Here is a 556-nt window from a genome sequence, read left to right on the forward strand (position 1 = left end):
ACCGCCCAAAACAAAACCCCTGATTGCGTTAGCAATCAGGGGTTTCGGAATTTAATCTTGACGATGACCTACTCTCACATGGGGAAACCCCACACTACCATCGGCGATGCATCGTTTCACTGCTGAGTTCGGGATGGGATCAGGTGGTTCCAATGCTCTATGGTCGTCAAGAAATTCGGGTACTGAGTCGTGACCAGTTGGTCTCGCTTCAGCAAATTGGGTATGTGATAGCTTTCGGTGTTTTGTGAGCATCTCGAACTTTCGGTTCGTTTCGTCTTCACACACCGCAATCTGATGCTTCTACTTGTTTCCAAGTCAGGAGTAGTCAAATTGCTTGGGTGTTATATGGTCAAGCCTCACGGGCAATTAGTATTGGTTAGCTCAACGCCTCACAGCGCTTACACACCCAACCTATCAACGTCGTAGTCTTCGACGGCCCTTCAGGGAACTCAAGGTTCCAGTGAGATCTCATCTTGAGGCTAGTTTCCCGCTTAGATGCTTTCAGCGGTTATCTATTCCGAACATAGCTACCCGGCAATGCCACTGGCGTGACAAC

At 48.9% G+C, this 556-nt stretch carries 2 rRNA genes; both read right to left on the minus strand.

The window, feature by feature from the left end:
- Positions 1-55: 55 nt before the first annotated feature.
- A 5S ribosomal RNA gene (rrf, locus tag AU074_RS27630) occupies positions 56-171 on the minus strand.
- 174 nt (positions 172-345) lie between these two features.
- Positions 346-556, minus strand: a 23S ribosomal RNA gene (locus tag AU074_RS27635); the annotation flags it as partial.

Origin of the sequence: Pseudomonas sp. ATCC PTA-122608 (assembly GCF_001952855.1) — a bacterium.
In the GTDB taxonomy this organism is placed as follows: Bacteria; Pseudomonadota; Gammaproteobacteria; order Pseudomonadales; family Pseudomonadaceae; genus Aquipseudomonas.